Origin of the sequence: Psychrobacter sp. NG254 (assembly GCF_015277735.1) — a bacterium.
In the GTDB taxonomy this organism is placed as follows: domain Bacteria; phylum Pseudomonadota; class Gammaproteobacteria; order Pseudomonadales; family Moraxellaceae; genus Psychrobacter.
This window is the reverse complement of the sequence record NZ_JADHDA010000001.1, coordinates 22600-46245: the sequence shown is the minus strand read 5'-3', so window position 1 is coordinate 46245 and position 23646 is coordinate 22600. Positions and strand designations below refer to the sequence as shown.

At 45.6% G+C, this 23646-nt stretch carries 18 protein-coding genes; 4 read left to right on the top strand and 14 right to left on the bottom strand.

Annotated features, from left to right (window positions below; genetic code table 11):
* Positions 1 to 328 precede the first annotated feature (328 nt).
* Positions 329 to 1108: a hypothetical protein gene (locus IP510_RS00185; protein WP_227669392.1), complete on the top strand. Its 780-nt coding sequence runs from the start codon at positions 329 to 331 to the stop codon at positions 1106 to 1108.
* A gap of 229 nt (positions 1109 to 1337) precedes the next feature.
* On the opposite strand, the gene IP510_RS00180 is transcribed toward IP510_RS00185, so the two are convergent.
* The 14 genes from IP510_RS00180 to ndhC all read right to left on the bottom strand — a co-directional run bounded on the left by IP510_RS00180 (position 1338) and on the right by ndhC (position 18726).
* Positions 1338 to 2168 (bottom strand): ferredoxin--NADP reductase, encoded by an 831-nt coding sequence (locus tag IP510_RS00180; protein WP_413786438.1) that lies wholly within the window; start codon positions 2166 to 2168, stop codon positions 1338 to 1340.
* A 191-nt stretch (positions 2169 to 2359) separates the two neighbouring features.
* Positions 2360 to 3838 carry an NADH-quinone oxidoreductase subunit N gene (locus tag IP510_RS00175; RefSeq protein ID WP_194362798.1) on the bottom strand — a complete coding sequence of 493 codons (1479 nt, stop codon included), beginning with the start codon at positions 3836 to 3838 and terminating at the stop codon, positions 2360 to 2362.
* Between the two features lie 3 nt (positions 3839 to 3841).
* Positions 3842 to 5467: an NADH-quinone oxidoreductase subunit M gene (gene nuoM / locus IP510_RS00170; RefSeq protein ID WP_194362797.1), complete on the bottom strand. Its 1626-nt coding sequence runs from the start codon at positions 5465 to 5467 to the stop codon at positions 3842 to 3844.
* Positions 5468 to 5470: 3 nt separating this feature from the next.
* Positions 5471 to 7345, bottom strand: a complete 1875-nt coding sequence (gene nuoL, locus IP510_RS00165; RefSeq protein WP_194362796.1) for an NADH-quinone oxidoreductase subunit L — start codon at positions 7343 to 7345, stop codon at positions 5471 to 5473.
* Positions 7346 to 7349: 4 nt separating this feature from the next.
* Complete coding sequence (gene nuoK / locus IP510_RS00160; protein ID WP_192519290.1) at positions 7350 to 7658, bottom strand: NADH-quinone oxidoreductase subunit NuoK; 309 nt, start codon at positions 7656 to 7658, stop codon at positions 7350 to 7352.
* A 98-nt stretch (positions 7659 to 7756) separates the two neighbouring features.
* Positions 7757 to 8476, bottom strand: a complete 720-nt coding sequence (nuoJ, locus tag IP510_RS00155; RefSeq protein WP_194362795.1) for an NADH-quinone oxidoreductase subunit J — start codon at positions 8474 to 8476, stop codon at positions 7757 to 7759.
* Positions 8473 to 9021: an NADH-quinone oxidoreductase subunit NuoI gene (nuoI, locus tag IP510_RS00150; RefSeq protein WP_010198902.1), complete on the bottom strand. Its 549-nt coding sequence runs from the start codon at positions 9019 to 9021 to the stop codon at positions 8473 to 8475. Before nuoI ends, nuoJ begins: the two co-directional genes overlap by 4 nt.
* 55 nt (positions 9022 to 9076) lie before the next feature.
* Entirely contained in the window at positions 9077 to 10120 is a 1044-nt protein-coding gene (nuoH, locus tag IP510_RS00145) for an NADH-quinone oxidoreductase subunit NuoH (protein WP_194362794.1), read from the bottom strand.
* Between the two features lies 1 nt (position 10121).
* Positions 10122 to 13217 carry an NADH-quinone oxidoreductase subunit NuoG gene (gene nuoG / locus IP510_RS00140; protein ID WP_194362793.1) on the bottom strand — a complete coding sequence of 1032 codons (3096 nt, stop codon included), beginning with the start codon at positions 13215 to 13217 and terminating at the stop codon, positions 10122 to 10124.
* A gap of 10 nt (positions 13218 to 13227) precedes the next feature.
* Positions 13228 to 14652 carry an NADH-quinone oxidoreductase subunit NuoF gene (gene nuoF / locus IP510_RS00135; protein ID WP_194362792.1) on the bottom strand — a complete coding sequence of 475 codons (1425 nt, stop codon included), beginning with the start codon at positions 14650 to 14652 and terminating at the stop codon, positions 13228 to 13230.
* The gene (nuoE, locus tag IP510_RS00130) at positions 14649 to 15158 is read right to left on the bottom strand and encodes an NADH-quinone oxidoreductase subunit NuoE (RefSeq protein WP_045444735.1); all 510 of its coding nucleotides are present in this window, start codon (positions 15156 to 15158) and stop codon (positions 14649 to 14651) included. The genes nuoF and nuoE overlap by 4 nt, the downstream gene beginning before the upstream one ends.
* 172 nt (positions 15159 to 15330) lie before the next feature.
* Positions 15331 to 17106: an NADH-quinone oxidoreductase subunit C/D gene (gene nuoC, locus IP510_RS00125; RefSeq protein ID WP_194196868.1), complete on the bottom strand. Its 1776-nt coding sequence runs from the start codon at positions 17104 to 17106 to the stop codon at positions 15331 to 15333.
* Positions 17107 to 17260: 154 nt separating this feature from the next.
* A complete protein-coding gene (locus tag IP510_RS00120) occupies positions 17261 to 17929 on the bottom strand; it encodes a NuoB/complex I 20 kDa subunit family protein (protein WP_021813431.1) in 669 nt (222 codons plus the stop codon).
* A 173-nt stretch (positions 17930 to 18102) separates the two neighbouring features.
* A complete protein-coding gene (ndhC, locus tag IP510_RS00115) occupies positions 18103 to 18726 on the bottom strand; it encodes an NADH-quinone oxidoreductase subunit A (RefSeq protein WP_194362791.1) in 624 nt (207 codons plus the stop codon).
* Between the two features lie 827 nt (positions 18727 to 19553).
* Here ndhC and IP510_RS00110 point away from each other — a divergent pair.
* The 3 genes from IP510_RS00110 (at position 19554) to dut (ending at position 23637) form a co-directional block, all read left to right on the top strand.
* A complete protein-coding gene (locus IP510_RS00110) occupies positions 19554 to 21587 on the top strand; it encodes a UvrD-helicase domain-containing protein (RefSeq protein ID WP_194362790.1) in 2034 nt (677 codons plus the stop codon).
* Between the two features lie 119 nt (positions 21588 to 21706).
* Entirely contained in the window at positions 21707 to 23110 is a 1404-nt protein-coding gene (gene mgtE, locus IP510_RS00105) for a magnesium transporter (protein ID WP_194362789.1), read from the top strand.
* Positions 23111 to 23172: 62 nt separating this feature from the next.
* Positions 23173 to 23637: a dUTP diphosphatase gene (gene dut / locus IP510_RS00100; protein ID WP_194362788.1), complete on the top strand. Its 465-nt coding sequence runs from the start codon at positions 23173 to 23175 to the stop codon at positions 23635 to 23637.
* Positions 23638 to 23646 lie beyond the last annotated feature (9 nt).

The window sequence follows — 23646 nt, the reverse complement described above, 5'->3', positions numbered from 1 at the left end:
CTACAAATTCTCTCATTTTAAGCCTCACAATCTAATTGATGACACGCCCTAGCTTAAATTCGCTTAACCATTATAGATTTATATAAACTGCCTATATGCTAAATGAATTGTCATAAAACGCATGTGTCCATTTTGAAGCCACTGTATTTGTTATATACTGTTTTAGCGCAGCCATCTCAGTGCTTTGTATCGTTACGTTTGCATCAGCATAATGATAGCCATTATCTAACCGTTACTTTCTTTATTAGTGATGGTTTATGGCCTTTGATCCGTAACTCATTGCAGCATCTCTTGAATGGCAAGCCCAGTAATTATAAGGATAATAAGTTTGAGTGACTTTGATAACGTGAGAGATTCAGACAATTTCGATGAGTTCTTTGAAAATATTGGCTATCGTTTTGATGAGTCATTCAGCAGTGGTTGGGAACGTCTCGCCCAATCCGTTAAAGACATCTATAATAAAACCACAGATAAGTTTGAAGACGAGCTGGCACTGCCAGTCGCACAAACCTATGTCAATGATGCGCTACAAAACTTTGTCACGGACAATGTAAAGGCGATTTTAGAGCTGCGCGTTGAGCTACATGATGATTGGTTTCGCTTATACTGCACGGTCAATGCAGGCGGTATTTATGCGGAGATTGCCAGTAATTTTAGCTTGATTCACGTGCAACTCGATCGCAATGTACAGCGTTTTGTGTTTGGTCAGCAGACCTATACCGATATCTTAAACTTGCGCTGCGAATCTTTTATCAAACGCCAAGGGGTAAAGCTTGCGATTTGGTTTTATCACAGCGTCCTAAAAAAAGACCCTTTGGGCTTCCTTTTATCTTACGTCAATATCGCGCGCGCAAAAGACGAAGTGATTTATATCGATATCAATCGCTGGCTAAAAAACAATAAAAAAATCATGGGTGCCCTATATAAAGTACAGGTCAACTATGGCGAGCTAGAAGAAGAACAGATGGTGCTAAAGGCTCAAATTAATTACCGTGATCTACTCGCCTCAAGCAATAGCGAGGATATCATCGGTGATGATGATGAGCCTGAGCTGATGCAAGGCCCAGTAAAACCTATAGATGATGCGACCGAACCAAGCCAAGAGTAACAGACTAAAATAAACTGTTCTCCATAAAAAAACGCTGTATCTTAAAGGATAATAACCTTTAAGAGACAGCATTTTCTATTTTCTATTAAAGCAGATAACCACTAGCTTAAATAAAAGAGATATAGGTGAATTCAAATAATTTCGATGCAAGGAAATCAAGCGCAGATAGTACAAGTAGTACATCAAGCGAAGTTGACGATGTAGCGGATTTATTTGGGGTTGGCTATCATTACCAGTAGTTCTCTACGGCAATATTACCTTCACCGCGTCGATTCATCACCAGTCTTAGTGACTTTAGTGCTTCTTTGGTGTCATCCACCATATCTGGGTTGCCACATAGCATGACGTGAGTAGTATCAATATCCAACGCGATACCCGCCTGCTTCTCTAACGTGCCTTCTAGTAGTAGCTTCGGCAGACGTTCTGACAATGCCCCGTCAACAGGCTCACGAGTAACGATTGGGATAAAAATGAGCTTGGCTGGATTATCAACCAGCGTGCCAAAGTCTTCTTGCAAGCTTTTAATCTTATCCACGTAAGCCAGCTCTTGTGTCGAGCGTGCGCTATAAGCCAATACGATATGCTCGTAGTCTTCCCACGTCTTTAAATCTTGTAGCATCGATAAAAATGGTGCAAGACCAGTGCCTGTCGCAAGCAACCACAAATCCTTCGGCAGTGGTTTTTGATAACGCGCTAAGGTCAAAAATCCAAATGGCATGGTATTGAGTAGCAACTCATCGCCCACTTGTAGATGTTGCAACTGTGAGGTAAATGCACCATCAGGAATCACGATAGAGAAAAACTCTATCACCTCATCAAAGGGCGAAGACACAATCGAATACGCGCGAAAGATGTCTTCATTCAATGCGGTATCAGAGGTATCATTACTGGCTTCAATTTGCTGGTAATATTTTAATTGACTCGGATTGACGCCCAAGCGAACAAACTGCCCTGCTGTAAACTTAAAGCTATCAGGACGACTCACGGTAAAACTAAATAATGTGGGCGTCCAAGTGGTTTTGCTGAGTACCGTCACCGTTTGAATATTGTCACTCATAATCGTTTATCACTTATACTTTATTGAACTGTGTTTTTATAAGCTACCTTTGATAGGTAAAGAATAAATAACCATCAAAAGGTAGGCACAAAAAAAGATGCGCCAAGCTTATCATAAAGCTGGCGCATCTTGGTTTTTTAACCGTAACAGCAGATAAGCAGCAAAGGCTTATCAAATGCTATGTGTGGGCGATACTACCAAATACGCGCCATGCTTGCCCACTCAATCATACTGTTTGGCAAGATACCAAAGAATAGAATAATCGCAGTTACCGCAATCACCATGATACCACCAGTACGCAAACCCCATTGACCAGACACATCAAACTCGATGAACTGCTTAGGACGTTTGAATAGCGTGAGTAAAACGCGCAAGTAGTAGAATAGACCAATCGCACTGCCTAAGATAATCATTGCAGCCAAGAACCAGTTGGTGCCTTGTACCGCCGCCAATATCGCAAACAGCTTAGTAATAAAGCCTGCCGTCAATGGAATGCCAGCCAGTGATAACATCATGATTGTCATCACCGCGGTCAGGACTGGACGACGCCAGAACAGACCTTGATAATGAGTCAGCTCATCCGCTTCGCCAGACAAACGATATGGGCTCGACATCAAGGTTACGACACCAAAAGCACCGATAGAGGTAAAGGCATAGACTGCCATATACATGCTAGAGATGCTGTCAGCTGCCGCGCCAATGCTAACGATAACGATCATCACATAACCCATATGGGCAATGGATGAGTAACCGAGTAGACGTTTGAGACTGGTTTGACGAACCGCTAATAAGTTACCTACCAAGATAGATAAAGTCGCCATAACCATCAATAGCATTTGTACAGATGGCAATGCGAGTAGAGAGGTATCAATTAAGAATCGAACCGCCAATGCCATCATAGCAACTTTGGATACTGAAGCTAAGAAGGTAGCGATAGGCGCTGGTGCACCCTCGTACACATCTGGCGTCCACATATGGAATGGGGCAGCAGACAGCTTAAAGGCGATACCAAACATCATCATCGCCGCGCCCAATATCAATAGTGGCGATTCAAAGATGTTGCCCAGTACCATACTGATTGGCTTGAATGCTAGCGAGCCAACTTCTGCATAGATGAAGGCCATCCCCATCAGTAACGTCGCTGATGCGGTCGCTGATAGCACCAAATACTTTAGTCCAGACTCTAGCGATTGGTTGCGCTTGTAAGTGTAAGCAAGCAAACCATATAGCGGTACTGACAGCATCTCTAGGCTCATAAAGAAGGATGCCATGTGCTGCGCGCTTACCATTAGTAGTGCACCGATGGTTGATAGCAGCATGAGCAAATACAGCTCTTCTTTATTATCTTTCAAATTGGCCAGATACGCATAAGACAGCGTACAACACGCCAAGGCACAGATAAAGATAACCACCATATTAAACTGAGCAAAGTTATCAATAACAAATAACTGCTCAGCATTTGGCGCGATAGCTCCACTATCAATGATCCCGACCATTTGCCCAATTAGAGTAAATAGGCCGATGTTTAAGCCTGCCACCGTAATCGTACCAGTGACCATGTGCGAGCGTTTAAGGGTAATCGCAATCATGACCGTCAGCACTGTAATCACTACAGCGATGATCGGCGCGTAAGGCAACAATCCTATCAAATCATTCATCGTAATATCATTCATGACTTAACGTGCCTCCATTGCATCAAGCAGGTGCGACGCATCTACTTGTGTCACTTGACTGTATATATATGCGTTATTGATCCACTGCATCGCATGACTTGAGGTATCAAGGAACGGCTGTGGATACAGTCCGAGCCATACTAGACCGGCGGCCAACATCAGTAACAATGACAGCTCACGCTTGCCTAAATCTTTTAATTTGCGTGCAGGTAAGCCATGTGACTTAGTCTCTCGCTCTGCCAATGCGGCGATATTGTTTTCACCAAAGAGTGCACGGTGAATCAAAATGAGCGAGTAAAGACCTGCTAGTACCAAACTGAATGTCGCAAAAACCACAAACACTGGGTACTGAGCAAATGAGCCAAATAAAATCATGAACTCGCCAATGAAGTTACCCGTACCTGGAATACCCAGCAATGCCGCGCAGAAGAACATCAATATCGGTGCATAATAGCGGAACTGTCCCCACATACCACCCATCAAGGTCAAATCACGTGTGTGCAAGCGCTCATATAACTGACCAGCCATAATGAATAGTGCAGCTGAACTCAAACCATGAGCCAGCATCTGAATCATCAGACCTTGTAAGCTGAGCAATGTCCCAGCATAGATTGCTAGTACCACAAAACCCATATGCGAGATACTGGTATAGGCCAGCAAACGCTTCATATCAGTCTGCATAAAGGCAAGCCATGCACCATAGAAGATACCAATCGTACCTAAGGTAATCGCTATCGGCGCAAACTCTTGTGACGCTGCTGGAAATAATGGCAGCACAAAACGAATCAAGCCATAGGCAGCCGTCTTAATGAGCACCCCTGCCAAATCCACTGAACCTGCCGTTGGTGCTTGTGCATGCGCGTCTGGCAACCAACCATGGAACGGGATGATTGGCAACTTAACCGCAAAGCCAATAAAGAAGCACAGCATGATAGGATATTCCCAGCCGCCAAGTGACGTACCGAGCAAATCATTATAGTTAAAGCTAACCACGCCTTTTTGGGCATAGCTGATAATGACCAATACCAAAATACCGATGAGCATGATAAGCCCAGAGGCTTGGGTATAAATAAAGAACTTGGTGGCTGCATACTCTTTGGTTTTGCCGACGACATCATGACCCCAAATGGCAATCAAGAAGTAGATAGGAACCAGCATCATCTCCCAAAAGAAGAAGAATAAGAACAGATCAATTGATAAGAAAACACCAATGACGCCGCCCAAACTCCATAGCAAGTTCAGATGGAAGAAACCAACACGGCGCTGAATCTCATTCCACGAACAGGCAACCGCTGCCACGCCGAGTAGGCCAGTCAACGCCACCATCATCAGTGACAAACCATCTAGTGCCAAGTGAAAGCTAATACCAAAGCTCGGTATCCATGGCACACTGAACTCAGCGACCCAAGGAACGTTTGCGCTTGGCGCAATGACTTGCTTACTCATTCCGCTAAAGTCACCGTAATGCCACAGTACCAATGACAATACAAAGGTCAACGTCATACCGATCAAGGCAATCCAGCGCGGCAGACGTTTGTTAAATCGTTCTACCAGCCAGCATAGCAATCCTGCAATAAAGGGAATTGCGATTAATGCTGGTAGCATCCACGTTTGTTGTAACTCAATCATCTTTTATACCACCGTCATCATTACCAGCACCAGCAATACAGCCATACCCAAGCCAAAGCTTGTGGCATAACCTCGAAGAGACCCTGTTTGCGTCGCAGACAATACTTTATTACCTACTGAGGCCAGCTTAGGTAACAGCAACCACGTTTTATCGATAGGGTCGGCTTTAAGTAAGCGGCCGATGAACAAAAAGGGTTTTACGAAAATTACATCGTATAGCGCATCGAAGCCTAGGCCATGATAGCACCAGTGATACAGCGCCCCACCAACACGTGAGCGCTTAAAGCTAGTGAGCATTCTGCCTTTATTGACGACATATAATAATGCTGCCAATATCAAACCTGCTGCCATGGCACCCATCGCGATATACTCTGCTGTATGCTTAGCATGCGCTTGACCCGCTACTTCTAGTAGATGACCGACACTCTCTGGTAATACCCCATCTAATGGTGGCGTAATCCAAGCACCAACGGCGGTAGATAGTACTAGCAATACCGTCAAAGGCAACCAGTACGATACCCCTGATAGCTTATGAGCATGGGTTTTTTCTTCACCAAAGAAGATGATCCAAATCATACGGAATGTATAAATCGCGGTTAAGAAAGCGCCGAACACACCCATATAGAACAATACTAGATGACCTGTGGCATAAGTTTCCCAAAGAATCGCTTCTTTAGAATAAAAACCAACGGTAACCCAAGGTATGGCTGCAAGTGCACCACCGCCGACGACATAGCACCAAAATACCAATGGTATCTTTTTACGCAGGCCGCCCATCTTAAAGATATCTTGCTCATGGTGTACCGAAAGGATGACGGCACCTGATGATAAGAACAGCAGCGCTTTAAAGAAAGCATGTGTCATCAGATGGAAGATAGCCCCTTGCCATGCACCAACGCCCAGTGCTAAGAACATATAGCCGATCTGACTCATGGTCGAATAAGCAAGAATACGTTTGATATCTGTTTGCGCAAGCGCACAGAAACCTGCAACGATAAGCGTCAATGCACCCACGCCGCCGACCCAATACAATAAGATGCCAGGCGTCAGCTCAAACAATGGATGTAGACGGGCGATTAAGTAAACACCTGCTGTTACCATCGTTGCGGCGTGAATCAATGCCGATACTGGTGTTGGACCTGCCATCGCATCAGCCAGCCACGTATGTAGTGGCAGCTGCGCTGATTTACCCATCGCGCCGCCAACGAGCATCATCGTCGTCAGCATCATCGTTGGATTATTGATATCAAACACTTCTGGGGCGCGCGTAATAATCTCTTGGATATTAAGCGTACCGAATTCACGGAATAATAAAAACAAACCAAAGGCTAAGAACACATCACCCACGCGAGTAACCGTAAAGGCTTTCATCGCCGCGCGTCCATTGGCTCTGTCATGGTAATAATAACCAATCAGTAGGTATGAGCAGATGCCCACGCCTTCCCAACCAAGATATAGCAGAAATAAATCATCTGCTAGTACCAGCAATAACATACTGGCCACGAACAAATTCATATAGCTAAAGAAACGGGCAAAGCCAGTGTCACCTTTCATATACCAAGAGGCAAACAGATGAATCAAAAAGCCAATCCCAGTGATAACACCAGTCATAGTCAATGCAAGACCATCAAAGCTCAAGCCAAAATGCGGGGCAAAATCGCCCACTTGGAACCATGTCCACAGTGGAACTTCTACGATCGTTCCTGCTGGATTGGTGGTCAAAAAGGTATAGCTCACGAATAGCGTACATAATGCTGATAGCAGCATGCTACCAACGCCCACAATCGCTGCCACCTGCTCTGTTAGCTTGTCGCGCATAAAGGCTAAAATCAAAAAGCCAACGAGCGGGAATATAAAGGTTAATGGTAATAAACTCATGACATCATCCTTTCATCTCATTGGCGCTATCGACATCTAGATGCCCACGCTGATGATAAAACCGCAATAATATTGCCAAACCAATGGCGGCCTCTGCTGCTGCTAACGTCAAAATAAAGATAAACATAATCTGTCCATCTGGATCGACCCAGCGACTACCTGCCACCACAAATGCTAGTGCTGCCGCGTTCATCATGATCTCAAGGCTCATTAGCATAAATAGGAAGTTACGACGTACCATGACGCCGCACAGTCCGATAGCAAATAAAATACCTGCCAAAATCAGTCCGTGGCTCATGGGTATCATACCCAGTACATTCTGCGCACCGACAGCGGGCTGCATTAAGCCTGCTACCTCGTGGGCAAACGGCACGTTTGACACGTCTTGTGCCACGCTTGCTGCTAGTACCATTAGTCTGACTCCTTGCGCGTGACTTTGTTCGCACCGATATTCATACTGACATAATCAAGCGGGTCAACATCTTTATACTCGTAAGGCTGAGCCATTTCTACGGCATCATGCTGTGTATGAGTGCCATTATTTTCATGCTGTTTAACACTACCCACACTTGGTTTAAATGCTTGACTGGCATGAGTCTCAACTTCATCATCTATAGACTCTTTGCCCAGATGATAAGCAGCGACTAGAGCCGCTAGTAATAATAATGCCGCCACTTCTATCAGCATGACATATTTAGTAAACAACACCGTACCGACTGTTTTGGCAGATATCGCCGTACCACCAATCATTACCGCTTCATCATGATTGAGACCAATCATCGCGTATAGCACAACGGCAATGATAATCGTCAACCCTGCTGGAATCGCCCAAGTGCCCGCATCGAGCCAGCGCTCTTCGCGCTCATCATTACTCATGCCCAAATTCAGCATCATAATAACGAAGACAAATAGCACCATAATGGCGCCCGCGTAAACAACGATTTCTAGCGCACCAGCAAATGGCGCACCAAGCACAAAGAATATGCCAGCGATTGCTAGTAATGACACAATCATCGATAAAATAGCATGTACCGGATTGGCCTGAGTCACCACGCGCAGACTGGCAAATACTGCCACTGCTGCGAGCGAATAAAACCCAGCCAGTTCAGGATGGTTCAAAATATTCATCATGGTAGCAAGCTCCTTAGATCAATCGGTGCAGACTCATTTTGTGCTGCGCCTTTTGGTTTGTCCGCTACCGCCATACCTGTCACACGATAATAGTTATAATCAGGATATTTACCTGGTCCTGAAATAAGCAAATGCTCTTTTTCATAAACCAAATCTTGGCGCTTATATTCACCCAGCTCAAAGTCAGGTGTCATTTGAATGGCTGTCGTTGGACACGCCTCTTCACACAATCCGCAAAAAATACAGCGCGAAAAGTTAATTCTAAAAAACTCTGGATACCAGCGACCGTCTTCACGCTCAGCTTTTTGTAGTGAGATACACCCTACCGGACAGGCCACCGCACACAAGTTACAGGCAACACAGCGCTCGTCTCCATCAGGGTCACGCGTTAGGACAATACGTCCACGAAAACGCGGCGGTACAGGTACCGGCTCTTCAGGATAAAGGATGGTATCACGCGGTCTAAGCGCATGACTATTGACCATCCACATGCTGCGAACAATGGTAAATATACCAATGACGGTCTTTTTTATGGTAGTAAACATGGGATTATTATCCTTATCAGCTTTACCCTAGTTCATCAGTGATGGCTAGTGATGACTATAACGTTGGGGAAAATATCAAAATGACCGCAGCAGTAATCAACAGGTTAATCAAGGTTACGGGCAGACATACTTTCCAGCCAAAATTCATCACCTGATCATAACGCGGACGCATGAGTGAGCCTCGAGCCAAAACAAACATGGTCATAAAGAACAGCGTTTTAATCATGAACCAAAAAGCTGGTGGAATAAATGGAATATCTAAATTAAAAGGTGCCAGCCAACCGCCAAAAAACAAGCAAGTCATCAATGCAGAAATCAAGACAACGTTGACATATTCTCCGATAAAGAACATACCAAACTTCATGCCAGAATATTCGACATGATACCCTTCGGCCAGCTCTTGCTCTGCTTCTGGTTGATCAAATGGATGTCTGTGCGTAACAGCAACACCGGCAACCACAAAAGTCAAAAAGCCAAAAAACTGCGGGATGATATACCAGCCGTCAACTTGCGATTCAACAATGGCACGTAAGTTAAATGAGCCTGTCAGTGCGACCACACCCATCAAAGATAAGCCCAAAAACACTTCATAACTGATGGTTTGTGCCGCTGAACGTAGGCCGCCCAATAACGAGAACTTGTTGGCAGACGCCCAACCACCGAACATCACTGCATAGACAGCAATACCTGCCATAGCAAAGAAGAACAGAATACCGATATCCCAGTCAGCCACGCCAAGCGTTGGCGAGATAGGAATGATGGCAAATGAAGCCAATGCAGTAAACATCGCGACCGCAGGTGCCAACGTAAACATAAACTTATCGGTAAAGTTTGGTGTCCAATCTTCTTTAAAGAAGATTTTGAGCATATCAGCGACCAGCTGCAGTGAGCCAAATGGACCCACACGGTTTGGACCATAACGATCTTGCCATAAGGCCAACATACGGCGCTCATAGATAATCATCATCGCCGCAACCAATACCACGACTAAGAAGATAACCAGTGATTGCCCAACCAGAAATAAGATAGACCACGCATCAAAGCTCAGGCTACCAGTCAAAAAGCTTGGCACATCAGGGATAATACGGGTAACTTGCATATTACACCTCCTGTGTGGTGATCGGCGCTGTGTTCATTTGCGCAGTATCGTTATCGTTAATCATGTCATTATTGTTCATCATATCGTTGGCCATGCTGCCCATCATCGTCACTGGTGCATCGACTTTACGTACCGACGCTGGCATTGATGGGTGAATGATACTCACCTGCCCAACTGGGTAACCGATACAACCTTCCGCTAAGTAACCAACAATCTGTACTGGCAAGGTGATTTGTTGCTTATCAATCTCAATCGCCAAGTAATCACCAGCAGCGATATTCCAGTCTTTGGCATCATCCATACCGATACGCCATGCGGCAACAGGTAGTTGCTCAGCGACGATTGGACTACGTGATGCCATCATTGAACTGGCGTAGATGTTATAGATAGGCACTAGCTTCGCTTGGCCTTGCTCCATATCAGTCGTCGTCGCAGACATCGCTTCTGGCGCCACATATTGACGTGTTTCCAAACGTGCTAGCTGATCGAACAAACGTACACCTGGATCGCCATTTTTCAGATGGCCACCAACTTTGTCTTGGTATTTGTTCCACGCTTGCGGTGAGTTCCAACCTGCCGCATTGGCAAAAGGAATCATCGAGCTTGGCGTTTCTTTACCGCTATAACCTTCCATTGAGAAAGTTAAACCGGTGTCTAAATCTTTTGGTTGCATCGGCTCATGGACGGATATCGGGGCACGCATAGCGGTACGACCTGAATAACGACGCGGCTGACGAGCAATTTTAAGACCAGTCATACGGTAAGCAGCATCAGGTGCAGCGCCTTTAATCCCAGCAAGCTTAGGATGGGTTGCGATCAATGCATTGATGACATCATCTAGCTGCGTCCAATCGACATCACGACCCTCGATGCTGCTATGCACTGCATGTAACCAGCGCCAGCCTTCTTTAATACTACTCATCGGATGGTAGTATTCGTTGTCATAGACTTGGAAGAAGCGCTGCGCACGGCCTTCAGCCGATATCAACGTGCCGTCTGCTTCTGCAAAACTAGCCGCTGGCAATACAATATCGACATCTTTATGCCAATCAAGTAGCTGATGATCCAGTGCAATGACCGTTTTATCAGATAATAGCTGCGTCAATTTATTGGCATCAATGGCATCAGTCAGCTGATTTTCAGCGACGATAACCACATCGAAATCAGTTGCTAATAACTCTTCAACTGACTGACCGCCAAGCATGCAAACACCCATGCTATTAGCATCGGTAACCGTTAAGTAGATACCTGCTTGTGCATGATAACGGTTGTTTACTTCTTTTAATTCGAGCGGTTCGGCAGGGGCGCGTTCTACATCATCTTGCGCTTCTGTATTCACGCCCGTTTCAGGTTTGTTTGGCTTAGCAGATAAGTCTTGATCTTCTTCAGGCTGATCATTAGCAGACTGCGCTTGAGCTTCTACTTTGGCGTTATGCGTTTCAACTTGCTGCTGTTCAGTCGCTTTGATAGCCGAGCGTTTTTGCGTCAATGCTTGCGTAATCTGCGCTGCTGCTTCTATCAATGCGGTAGACGATAAGCTGCTACCCGAGATAACCAGTGGCTTGTCTGCTTGAATCAAGTCATAAGCGATTTGCTTCGCTAATGCTTGCATACCGTCAGTATTAGCATCAGCGTCAACATTTTGTTCAGCCGCTTGTGGATCTGCTATTTCTGCTAAATCATTAGCGAAGTTAGCAATCTCGTCAGCGACTTTGAAACCAAGTTTAGTGATGTCTTCAGGTGTCGCCACCACACTCACTTTACTGATGTCTTCTAACTTAGTTTGCGTTACATCAATGACATAGACTGGGCTTAGCGCATCTTGAGCAATACGTTTAACTGGTTCTGCAAGCCACGGCTGCGTTTGCAATGCCGCTGCCATTTTCAGGCCTTCGTTTTTTGCGGCTTGACGTACTGACAGCGCAACACGTGATGAGGTCTGTGTGATGTCTTCACCCAACACCAATACTGCATCATAGCTTTCGATATCGGTCATGCTAGGGTTATAAATGCCATCAGTACTTAATACTTCGATGCATTTATTGACCAGTGCTTGCTGCTGATGGTTCAAACCTGTTGAGAAGCTATCAAAGCCAACGAGGTTTTTTAGCGCAAAATTGGTCTCTAGACTGGCGCGCGGTGAGCCAATACCGATGACTTTTTTATCTTTGATACGTTTGATGGTTTCATCAAGTGCGTAGTCAATATTGATTTTGACATGCTTATCATTGATACGTTCAAGCGCTTGCGTTGGACGATCTTCACGATTGACATAGCCGTAACCAAAGCGACCACGGTCACATAAGAAATAGCGGTTTACTTCACCGTTATAGCGGTTTTCGATACGGCGCAATTCACCATAACGCTCACCTGGTGAGATATTACAGCCAGCCGAACAGCCATGACAGATGCTTGGTGCATACTGCATGTCCCATTTACGGTTATAACGCTCAGAATGCGTTTTATCGGTAAAGACACCGGTTGGGCATACTTCCGTTAAGTTGCCTGAGAATTCGCTTTCAAACTGACCATCTTTATCACGACCAAAGTAAACGCGGTTGTTTGAGCCATAAACGCCCAAATCTTCGCCGCCTGCGTAGTCTTTATAAAAACGTACACAGCGATAGCAAGCGATACAGCGGTTCATCTCATGCGCGATGAATGGACCAAGCTCTTGGTTGTGATGCGTGCGTTTGGTGAAGCGATAGCGACGACGGCTATGACCTGACATATAGGTCATGTCTTGCAGATGGCAATGTCCACCCTCTTCACAGGTTGGACAATCATGCGGATGGTTGGTCATGAGTAACTCAACCATCGACTTGCGAAATGCTTTGGCTTCATCATCAGTGACCGAGATGTACATGTCATCGCCAGGGGCGACCATACATGACATCACGAGACGACCGCGACCTGCTTCCATATCTTCTTTGTTTTGAAATTGCTTGACCGCGCACTGACGGCACGAGCCTACTGAGCCAAGGGCTGGATGATAACAAAAATACGGCACATCAATGCCGAGGGATAGACAAGCTTGTAGCAAGTTATCCGCGCTATCTACTTCGACAGTGGTTCCATCAATATGTATGACTGCCATGCCGCTCTCCTTATTTCACTACTGGCTGTTGATTGGCTGCAGCATCAATGATATCTACACCAACCGCCTGAGTGATTTTTTGATCAAACTCTGGACGGAAATATTTAATCGCACTCATTAGTGGCTCCATCGCACCTGGGGCATGCGCACAGAATGTTTTACCAATCCATAAGTCACGCGTGAGGCCCTCTAGTTTTTCTACATCGCCCACTTGCCCTTCGCCATCATTGATAGCAGTAAGCAGTTTGACGCCCCAAGGTAGACCATCACGGCATGGTGTACACCAACCGCATGACTCACGCTGGAAGAAAATTTCGAGATTACGAACGAGTGGCACCATATCTTGTGCTTCATCCACCACCATAATTAGCCCAGTACCCATACGGCTACCTGCTTTTTGAATGGTGTCAAAATCCACCACCACATCTAAATGCTCAGTGGTTAAAAAGTCAGTAGAAGCACCACCTGGTAGCCAAGCTTTGAGGGTTTTGCCTGCTTGCATACCACCCGCTAAATCTTCAATGATTTCGCGTGCCGTATAACCAAATGGTAACTCCCACAGACCTGGGTCATTGACCAAGCCTGAACAACCAAACAATTTCGTACCTGGTGTCTGGCTCTTACCTTTGATAGTAGATAACGACTGATACCATTCGACGCCATGGTTTAAGATGGCTGGCATATTGCATAAAGTCTCAACATTGTTGACAACCGTTGGACGACCCCATGCACCAGAAATTTGCGGGAAAGGCGGTTTGGTACGTGGGTTAGCACGGCGACCTTCCAAGCAGTTAATTAACGCTGTTTCTTCACCGCAGATATAGCGTCCAGCGCCAGTATGCACATGCAGATTAAAGCTAAAATCTGAGCCTAAAATATTCTTGCCCATTAGATTGTTAGCCAAGCATTCTTCGATAGCAGCGACCAAACGTTCAGCGGCCAAGATGTACTCACCGCGGATAAAGATATAACCGTCAGTTGCGCCAATCGCATGCGCGGTAATCAACATACCTTCAATCAGCTGAAACGGTAGGCGTTCCATCAATAGACGATCTTTAAAGGTACCCGGTTCCATCTCATCAGCATTACAAATGAGATAACGCGGCAAACCATCTGGCGGTGACATAAATGTCCACTTCAAACCAGCATTAAAACCTGCACCGCCGCGACCTCTGACGTTGGCAGCTTTGATCATATTCCCGACTTCTTTAGGCGATTGACTTAAAGCTTGCTTTAAACCAGTGAAACCTTTCAAAGATTCGTAGGTGGCCAAATCAAGCACCGCATCATGATGTGCTAGACGCCATGTTAACGGCTTGGTTTCGCTAGTCGCTGTGCCTTTATCACCGTAAATTGGAATGCGCTGCTCATTAAGCTGGCTTGGCGCTTTGCCTTGGCTACGTTGAGCAATCTGCTCTGAAAGCGTTAGTCTCATGCGTATAGCTCCAATAATTGCGTTACTTCTTCGGGTTGGACAGGGCCATACGTGTCTTCGTCAATCAACACAGCAGGACCCTTGTCACAGTTACCTAAGCAGCAAATTGGCAATAGCGTAAAGCGACCATCAGCCGTCGTCTGACCATATTCAATACCAAGCTGCGATCTAATTTCAGCCGATAACGCCTCATAACCTGTCAAGAAACAAGCCACTGAATCACAAATAAGGATGACGTGGCGACCAACAGGCTGACGATAAATACGGTTAAAGAACGTCGCAACGCCGTCCATATCTGACATTGGAATGTCTAGAATATTGGCAATAGCATTGACTTGTGCATCATCGACCCAACCGTTGCGTTTCTGCACAATTTTTAGCGCATCTAACGAGGCAGCACGCGCCTGTGGATAATGGTGCATAAACTCATGAATAGCCGCAATTTCCTCGCTAGTGAGGATGCTTGCCACATCTACTTTTGGCATTTTGTCGGAAACAATTTTCATAGTTTTCTATCCGTCCTCACTCATCACGCTTTATCAGCTAATAGCGACAGTCTTACGAGTGTCGCTACATGGCAAGATATCAGCATTTTGGTGTGCCATTTGGCAATGATATATTGATAAACGTATTTCTTTAATAACGATAATTTTCTGATCAAAGCATTAGACTAAAGTACTAGCGATCACAATCGGCCATAACAATATCAATCGATGCCAGATACATAATGGCATCAGAGACGAGCGAACCATTAATCACCGATGGCATCTGCTGCAAATGCGCAAATGTCGGCGTACGGATACGGGTACGATAGCTCATCGTCGCCTTATCTGAGGTGATGTAATAGCTGTTCAAACCTTTGGTCGCTTCTACAATCGTCGTACACTCACCCGCTGGCATCACAGGACCCCAAGATACTGAGATAAAGTGATTAATCAACGTCTCAATATCGTTCAGGGTACGGTCTTTCGGCGGTGGTACCGCTAGTGGATGATCTGCTTTATAAGGGCCTTGTGGCATGTTATCCATACACTGGCGAATAATACGTAACGACTGACGCATCTCTTCGACTTTTACCATACAACGGTCATAAGCATCACCGTTGTAACCGACTGGCACTTCAAAGTCGTAATTTTCATAGCCCATGTATGGACGTGCTTTACGCAGATCAAAGTCAACGCCTGTCGCGCGCAGACCTGCACCAGTGACGCCCCAAGCCAATGCTTGCTTGGCATTATATTGAGCAACACCTTGAGTACGGCCTTTGAGCACACTGTTTTGCAATGCCGCTTTGACATACTCGTCCAAGCGTTTTGGCATCCAATCTAGGAACTCACGCACCAGACGCTGCCAGCCACGTGGCAGGTCAGCAGCCGTACCGCCGATACGGAACCAAGCGGGATGCATACGATAGCCAGTCACGGCTTCGATGACGTCATAGGCTTTTTGGCGATCGGTAAACATATAGAATACAGGGGTCATACCGCCCGCATCCTGAATGAACGTACCGACGAACAGCAAGTTATTGGTAATACGGAAAAACTCACTCATCATCACGCGGATGGTCTCAGCGCGTGGTGGAATGGTGATTCCAGCCAGCTTTTCGACCGACATGATGTACGGCAGCTCATTCATCACACCACCGAGATAATCGATACGGTCGGTATAAGGAATAAATGAGTGCCAGGTTTGACGCTCAGCCATCTTTTCTGCACCGCGATGGTGATAGCCGATGTCAGGGATACAGTCGACGACTTCTTCGCCATCAAGCTGTAGTACTAAACGGAACGCACCGTGAGCAGAGGGATGGTTGGGACCGATGTTCAAGAACATAAAGTCTTCATCACGACCTGAACGCTTCATGCCCCATTCTTCTGGGACAAAACGCAGGTTCTCCTGCTCGTACTGCTGCTTAGCGGTGTTCAAGAAATACGGGGTAAATTCCGTCGCGCGCGCATGATATTCTTTACGCAGTGGATGACCTTCCCAATATTTTGGTAATAGGATACGGGTCAAATGCGGATGTCCCGTAAAGACAATACCGAACATGTCCCATACTTCACGCTCATACCAGTTGGCATTTGGCCAAATATTGGTGGCGCTCGGTACATTGACGTCGTCTTCGCTCAGCGCGACCTTGATACGTACGTCACTATTACGCTCAAGAGACATAAGGTGATAAAACACCGTAAAGTCACTGTCAGGCAAACCTGCGCGATGCTGGCGCAAACGCTCATCTATCGCTGACAAGTCAAATAGCATGACGTATGGCTGGGGCAATTTACGCAGGAATAAGAGAACATCGAGTAAATCCGCACGCGCAACCCACACTGTTGGAATCTCATCAACAGTATGCTGCACGACGAACTTACCGGCATACTTCTGCTCCAGCTCTTTGATAACGGCTGGGACAGGCTTAATCTTAGGATCTATGTTTTCGACTACCGTGACCATGAATGATGTATTCCTTCATTAATCATAACTGAACTATGTTAGTCATAACCGAACTATGTCAACCATAACTAAGCTATGTTAATCATAACCGAACTATGATGAGGGCATAAAATATTGAGGTTGTTGCTATCGCTATAAATCTAAACACACGAATCTAAATACTGTCTGGGCTACGTAAGTTTTTAACAGCGATACGATCTGCTTGCTTACGGTCACGCTCAGGCGTCATTTGTGGCTGATAGATACCTTGCTCATTGACATGGATACCTAATGGACGACGCTCTTTGGTGATAGATTCTTGCAATAACATCAAGCCTTGAATCAACGCTTCTGGACGCGGTGGACAACCCGGCACATAGACATCGACTGGAATAATTTTATCTACGCCTTGTACCACAGAGTAGATATCATACATACCGCCAGAGTTGGCACAGGCACCCATAGAGATGACCCATTTTGGCTCTAGCATTTGCTCATAAAGGCGTTGAATAACAGGCGCCATTTTGACAAAACAAGTACCGGCGACGATCATGACATCTGCTTGACGAGGCGAGGCACGGATAACCTCAGCACCAAAGCGTGACAAATCATGAACGGCGGTTAAGGTAGTAGCATATTCAACGTAGCAGCAAGAAGTACCAAAGTTAAATGGCCAGAGTGAGTGCTTGCGCCCCCAGTTTGCTGTCGAGTGAACGAGGTCTTCGAGACGACCCATAAAGACGTTTTTATTGACTTCGTCTTCGATAGGGTCATTGACCGTTTGACTGGTCTGTGCAGGATAGGTATCTGCATCAGGGTTGGCTTTTGTTAATGTGTATTTCATAACATACAACCTTCATATTAGGCTTGGCGTGGCAATCATCTTGCTCGCGCTGTCACCATAACTTTTATGATAAATAAGTGGCTAGTCATCAGCGATCATTGATACGAATAGACTGACGTCTTTATATCTTACTACTGGTCTTTAAAACTCTATGGGCTAAGCATCAATTGGTATTAACGCTCAGTTTTGTCTTGCTTAGCAGACGTCGCAAAATCCACAGACGTCACATTACCTGTGGTATTGATATGATCGATGTTTTGTAGATGACGGCGATTGGTTTCGATATTGTTTGAGACATTGATTTGACCAGATGACTGTGCTGGCACTTTACCCGTAGGGTCAACCATGAGCTCGTGAGCACCATCGAATTTGGTGATATCTGCTAAGTTAAAACCAGCAGGTGCGGCATATAGACGTGCTTTTTTGCGTAGCTTGTCAGCAGGTGCCCAGTTCATCGCACCCAAGCTCAGCTCATAAATCAAACCGATAATCAGAATAACGATAAAGGTGCCAGCAGCGGCAAAACCAAGCCAGCCAGCCTCACGCACAGAGACGGCATAAGCATAAAGATATAGCGCTTCTAAATCGAAGATAACAAAGAAAATCGCGACCAAATAAAATTTGGCAGACAAACGAATACGGGCGTTGCCAGATCCGACAACACCCGCTTCAAATATCTCTTCTTTTTGTGAGCCTTGAGAGCGACCGCCAAGTAAGCGCGGCACGACCAGCATAAAGACAACTAGCCCAATGGCGGCTAAAATAAAAGCAATGGCTGACCAATTAAAAGCAGACATGATAATACGTGCTCCTCACCCAATCGAGTGTTAAGCGCAGCGCAAGCACTGACCTACTAAGGGCGTGTTGCAACAGGCTTAACGCAGACGAAAACACAAAGCAACTGTTCCCCAGTCACTGTGTTTAAGTAACTGTCATTGAGTCACATGTTAGGTATTTTGCTGGTAACAACCAATTATCAAGTGTATTGACGACGATGTCAGACGTGACCAACTGTAGAGATTCCGGTATGCGCGCGGATAAAGGCTGGTCGCCCAACGCATCTTCTAACAACGTAAGATCAACGTATTAAATCAATATCATATCTGACTGCTTACTTAATTGATTTAATAGCTCATTACACGTGGTCAATAGAGACAAGACAACTGGCATAAATTATTTACGTACTATACGCATATCAGTGCCTAAAAGCTAGTTTTTAACTGTATTGAACGGTCACTTTCTGTGCAAAAAAGAGGTGTTTTTTTTACTATGAATTATGATATAGACTTTACCTTATATTAACCCCAAATCTGTACTTTTGGCTACGAGCAAACACTGCCACGACGTTTAGCAAAAACCAAGTGCTAAAATATCCCTTTTTCAGCACCCAAGTCCTCCCCTAAAGTGACCATTTTTGCTTTATAATGACCCACCAGATTTTTATGATATCTCATCATTAAACCTTACTATTCTTATAATAAAGATTATTAACATATCGCGACGATACAAGTTTTGATAATGTGCGCCTTTTGAATGTGCGCCTTTTGATAGTGCGCACCGCATTCATCTACTTATGCTATATCAGCGCCACCCTCTTTTTTGCTTTTGTCTTACAGGTCACGTTATGAGTCAACTCAATCCCAAACAAACCGAGGCCATGCTCTACGTATCAGGTCCCCTACTTGTGCTCGCAGGTGCAGGCTCCGGTAAGACGTCCGTAATTACCCGAAAGATTGCTTACCTGATCGAAGAATGCGATATGCCCGCTGAGCGCATCACAGCGGTGACCTTTACCAATAAAGCGGCACGTGAGATGAAAGCGCGGGTTAGCAAACTGCTCCCTAGCGAAAAAATGCGTGGTCTGACCGTATCGACCTTTCACCAGTTTGGGCTACAGTTTTTGCGCTATGAGCTGATTCATACACCTCTCAAGGGCAATTTTTCCATCATGGATAGCGACGACAGTAAGCGTCTACTGATGGAGCTGATGATGCGTGATAATTTAAGCGGCGCGGAAAGCCGTGAATTGGTTGGCAAAGCGATCAAATTCATCTCTGACTGGAAAAACGATTTGATAGAGCCTGACAAGGCGATGGAAACGTTGGATGATCCAGAAGACATGATTTTTGCTACATTATATGCCCTGTATGAGCGTAACTTGCGCGCGTATAATGCCGTCGATTTTGATGACTTGATTGTATTGCCGACTAAGATACTGCGCGAAAACAGAGAGCTGCGTGACAAATGGCAAAACCGTATTCGTTATCTGCTCGTTGATGAATATCAAGACACCAATACCGCCCAGTACGAAATGATTAAAAACTTGGTCGGGCCACAAGGGCGATTTACGGTCGTGGGCGATGACGATCAGTCTATCTATGCGTGGCGCGGTGCCAAACCTGAAAACATGGCGCTGCTCAAAGAAGATTTTCCAAAATTAAAAATCGTCATGCTTGAGCAAAACTACCGCTCAACCACTCGTATTTTGACCTCAGCTAATGCCGTCATCACCAATAACGAGCATTTATTTGAAAAGAAACTGTGGTCAGATAAAGGCCAAGGCGAAAAAATACGCATTATTAATTGCCGTAATGATGATGACGAGTCCGAACGTGTCGCTAAAGAGATCATCACGCACAAGCTACGCTTTGGCAATGAGTGGGAACAATATGCCGTCCTTTATCGCAGTAACTTTCAGGCGCGGATGTTAGAAGCCCAGCTGCGTCAGCTGCAAATTCCTTACAAGCTGTCTGGCGGTCAGTCGTTTTTTGCGCGTAGTGAAATCAAAGACATCATGGGCTATCTGCGTCTGATTTTAAACCCTGAAGATGACAGCGCGTTTTTGCGTATTATCAATACACCCAAGCGCGGTATGGGCCCAGCAACGCTTGAAAAGCTTGGGTTATTTGCACAAGAGCACAGCATATCGCTGTTGGCCTCTTGCACCCATGCTGGCCTGACTCATGTATTACCGTCAAAGGCTTATGGTACGATAAAAGAGTTTGGCGAGTTCATTGAGCACTATACGCGTGAGCTAGATCAGCACCCTGATCCTGTACCAATCGTGCGCCAAATGATTGATGAGACAGGGTATATTGATTTTGTGCGCAGTGATGCCAAAACTCCGCAGCAAGAAAAAAACCGTATTGATAATATCGATATGCTCTATACCAGTATTCAATCGCTCATTAATCGCGCTGAAGAAGACGAAGATCGCACGATTGATACCATCATTCGTAAGCTGGTTTTGCTTGATATGCTTGAGCAACAGCAAGAAGAAGAGAATACCAATAAAGTCAACCTGATGACCTTGCATGCGGCAAAAGGCTTGGAGTTTGATTTTGTTTATATCATGGGGTTAGAGGAAGAGATGTTGCCACATCGCAACTCTATTATGAGTGAGACAGTCGAAGAAGAGCGGCGTCTGATGTACGTAGGTATCACCCGTGCACGTCGTGAGCTGACATTGACGCTCGCGACCCAGCGCCGTGCAGGTGGTCAAATGCGTGTAACCTCAGAGTCAAGATTTTTGGATGAATTGCCTGAGGAGCATATCGACTGGCCTGCTAAGGCCAAAAAGAAAAAAGCGACCAAAGATCCTGAAGCCGTCGCTGATGAATATCTGGCCAATATTCGGGCGCTGCTAGGTAAGCGCTAACGATATAGCAGTGATGGCGACAAAATTGATGGCTGCAAAGAAGCATTTGCTGAGTTGGCAATAACTCAGCAACTCCTGCATCACTGTTGTTTATAATTTATAAGAAACTTGGAATTTTTATGTCTACCTCCACGCCCAATCAGGAACGACCATCTGTGCTACCAGGAGAGTATAATCCGGCTGAATATAATGCCGAGTATAAACTGCTGTACTTGCAGGGTTTGGTTGCTGATAAAGCCTATGAGGCCATTACTGAGTTTTTAGAAAAACAGTCAGAATATGAGATTGCCAACCTATTAGAGTCTTTCCCGACTCAAAACCGCTTATTGATTTGGGAACAAGTACCAGAGAACCTCAAGGGTGAGGTGCTGGCTGAGCTAGATGTCGATACCCGCCAGCCATTGATGGAGAATATCTCCTCTCAAGAGATTTCTTTATTTACCCAAGACCTCGATGCGCAAGACATCTCTGAGATTTTGGATACCGTGACTGAGAGCGTCCGTACCTCTGTCATGGCAACGCTAGACGAAGAGACCCGCGTTCAGGTTAATAAGCTCGATACTTATGAAGATTGGGAAGTGGGCAGCTATATGGATCCCGATATCATCCAAATAAGGGATGACATCCATCTGGCTGAGGTACAAAACTGGCTACGAGCAAATGAGGATTTACTCGATGACGAGAGCCAAGAGCTGCTAGTCGTCGATCAAAGCCAGCAACTACTTGGTCTATTGAGTCTGGTAGATTTGATTAAACATAAGCAAAGCACCTTAGTGTCAGAGCTGATTGACACCGCCATCACGATCAATGATCGCTTAGACATCCAAGATGCGGCGGCGATTTTTCGTTCAGAAGACATTCGCTTTGCCCCTGTTATCAATAGCCATGGCGAGCTGGTCGGTCAGCTAAATGGCGAGGACATCATGGAAATTATCCAAGACGATGTCGACAGCACCATGAAAAACTTAGCTGGTGTCAGTCAAGATGAAGAACTGTTTGCGCCTATCTTAACCAGTGCCAAAAGCCGTAGTGTTTGGTTGGGTATCAATTTATGTACCGCGCTGTTGGCCGCAGCAGTGATTGGGCAGTTTGAAGAAGTACTAGCACAAGTCGTGGCACTAGCGATATTGATGCCAGTAGTCGCTAGTATGGGCGGTATTGCCGGATCTCAGACACTGACAGTTGTTATCCGTGGGATGGCGATGGGTCAAATCGGTGGTTCTAACCGTGTCTGGCTGTTAAATAAAGAGCTGTGGGTAGGTGCAATCAACGGTATCATTTGGGCGATAATTATGGCGTTTATTGCTCAGTTATGGTTTCATGACATTAAGATTAGTGCGGTCATTGGCTTTGCCATTGCCATCAACATGACAGCAGCTAATGTCTCTGGTATCAGCATACCGCTGATGCTAAAGCGCATGAATATCGACCCTGCCCTATCTGCTTCGGTTATCTTAACGACCGTGACTGACATTGTGGGCTTTATGTCGTTTTTGGGCTTAGCAAGTGTATTGATACTATAATCAAATACTGAATTTTAAATATCTTCGTTTATAAAACCATCAAATCGTTAAGTGAGTGTGTTATGCAAGCTGTACAAGTGAAAGTTATCAACCCAAAAATTATCGAAGATAAAGCGTTTTCTTTACCGACTCGTGCCACCGACGGCAGTGCGGGTATCGACTTGCGCGCTTGCATCGATGAGCCATTAACCATTAAAGCGGGTGAAACGCACTTAATCGGCACAGGTCTCGCCGTTTATATCCAAGATCCTAATTATGCAGGTATGATTTTGCCGCGCTCAGGTCTCGGTCATAAGCACGGTATCGTCTTAGGTAATTTGGTCGGGCTGATTGATGCTGATTATCAAGGTGAGCTGATGGTTAGTATTTGGAATCGCAGTAACGACGACTTTGTCCTTAATCCAGCAGAGCGTATGGCACAATATATCGTTGTACCTGTTGCCCGCCCTGAGTTTGAAGTTGTTGCAGAATTCAGTGATGAAAGCGCACGCGGTGCGGGCGGATTTGGACATTCAGGTCGCCAGTAGCCAGTAAAC

Excerpts from the sequence above, each read along its gene's own strand:
- IP510_RS00175 (WP_194362798.1), bottom strand. The coding sequence starts at position 3,838 with ATGAATGATATTACGATGAATGATTTGATAGGATTGTTGCCTTACGCG.
- nuoM (WP_194362797.1), bottom strand. The coding sequence starts at position 5,467 with ATGATTGAGTTACAACAAACGTGGATGCTACCAGCATTAATCGCAATT.
- nuoL (WP_194362796.1), bottom strand. The coding sequence starts at position 7,345 with ATGAGTTTATTACCATTAACCTTTATATTCCCGCTCGTTGGCTTTTTG.
- nuoJ (WP_194362795.1), bottom strand. The coding sequence starts at position 8,476 with ATGATGAATATTTTGAACCATCCTGAACTGGCTGGGTTTTATTCGCTC.
- nuoI (WP_010198902.1), bottom strand. The coding sequence starts at position 9,021 with ATGTTTACTACCATAAAAAAGACCGTCATTGGTATATTTACCATTGTT.
- nuoH (WP_194362794.1), bottom strand. The coding sequence starts at position 10,120 with ATGCAAGTTACCCGTATTATCCCTGATGTGCCAAGCTTTTTGACTGGT.
- nuoG (WP_194362793.1), bottom strand. The coding sequence starts at position 13,217 with ATGGCAGTCATACATATTGATGGAACCACTGTCGAAGTAGATAGCGCG.
- nuoF (WP_194362792.1), bottom strand. The coding sequence starts at position 14,652 with ATGAGACTAACGCTTTCAGAGCAGATTGCTCAACGTAGCCAAGGCAAA.
- nuoE (WP_045444735.1), bottom strand. The coding sequence starts at position 15,158 with ATGAAAATTGTTTCCGACAAAATGCCAAAAGTAGATGTGGCAAGCATC.
- nuoC (WP_194196868.1), bottom strand. The coding sequence starts at position 17,106 with ATGGTCACGGTAGTCGAAAACATAGATCCTAAGATTAAGCCTGTCCCA.
- IP510_RS00120 (WP_021813431.1), bottom strand. The coding sequence starts at position 17,929 with ATGAAATACACATTAACAAAAGCCAACCCTGATGCAGATACCTATCCT.
- ndhC (WP_194362791.1), bottom strand. The coding sequence starts at position 18,726 with ATGTCTGCTTTTAATTGGTCAGCCATTGCTTTTATTTTAGCCGCCATT.
- IP510_RS00110 (WP_194362790.1), top strand. The coding sequence starts at position 19,554 with ATGAGTCAACTCAATCCCAAACAAACCGAGGCCATGCTCTACGTATCA.
- mgtE (WP_194362789.1), top strand. The coding sequence starts at position 21,707 with ATGTCTACCTCCACGCCCAATCAGGAACGACCATCTGTGCTACCAGGA.
- dut (WP_194362788.1), top strand. The coding sequence starts at position 23,173 with ATGCAAGCTGTACAAGTGAAAGTTATCAACCCAAAAATTATCGAAGAT.